This window comes from Sphingomonas sp. CCH9-F2, assembly GCF_001556735.1.
GTDB lineage: Bacteria > Pseudomonadota > Alphaproteobacteria > Sphingomonadales > Sphingomonadaceae > Sphingomonas > Sphingomonas ginsenosidimutans.
In genome coordinates, this window is sequence record NZ_LSJO01000189.1 from 1 (window position 1) to 415 (window position 415).

Here is a 415-nt window from a genome sequence, read left to right on the forward strand (position 1 = left end):
ATCCTCGCCTGTGCTTCGTCGACGAACCCGCCAAGATCGCGCCCGCGGACGTTGATCTGCACGACCACCATCCGCTTGCCATTCTCGCGACTAACCTGGTTCAACCCCTGCGTGTAGTTGAACCGGGCGACCTGGCTGAGCGGGATCGAGCGCGCCACCTGACCCTCGGCAGTGGGCAGCATCACCGGGATCGACCCCAGTGTCTCAAGGTCATCCCGTTGCGCATCGGGGAGGCGGACCACGACGTCGAACCGCCGGTCTCCCTCGAACAACAACCCGGCCTCGCGCCCGCCAAGCGCAGCCGAGACCGTGTTCGCCACCTCCTCAACCGACAGGCCATAACGGCCCGCCGCTTGCCGATCGATCTGCACGTCGAAGGTCGGCGCGCCGGACGTCTGTTCGGCACTCACGTCGC

Annotated in this window: 1 protein-coding gene; it reads right to left on the bottom strand. The window is 66.5% G+C overall.

Annotation, left to right across the window (positions count from 1 at the left end; all coding sequences use genetic code 11):
• A partial coding sequence (locus tag AX685_RS05610; protein WP_197418503.1) for an efflux RND transporter permease subunit occupies positions 1-415 on the bottom strand: 415 nt, incomplete at both ends.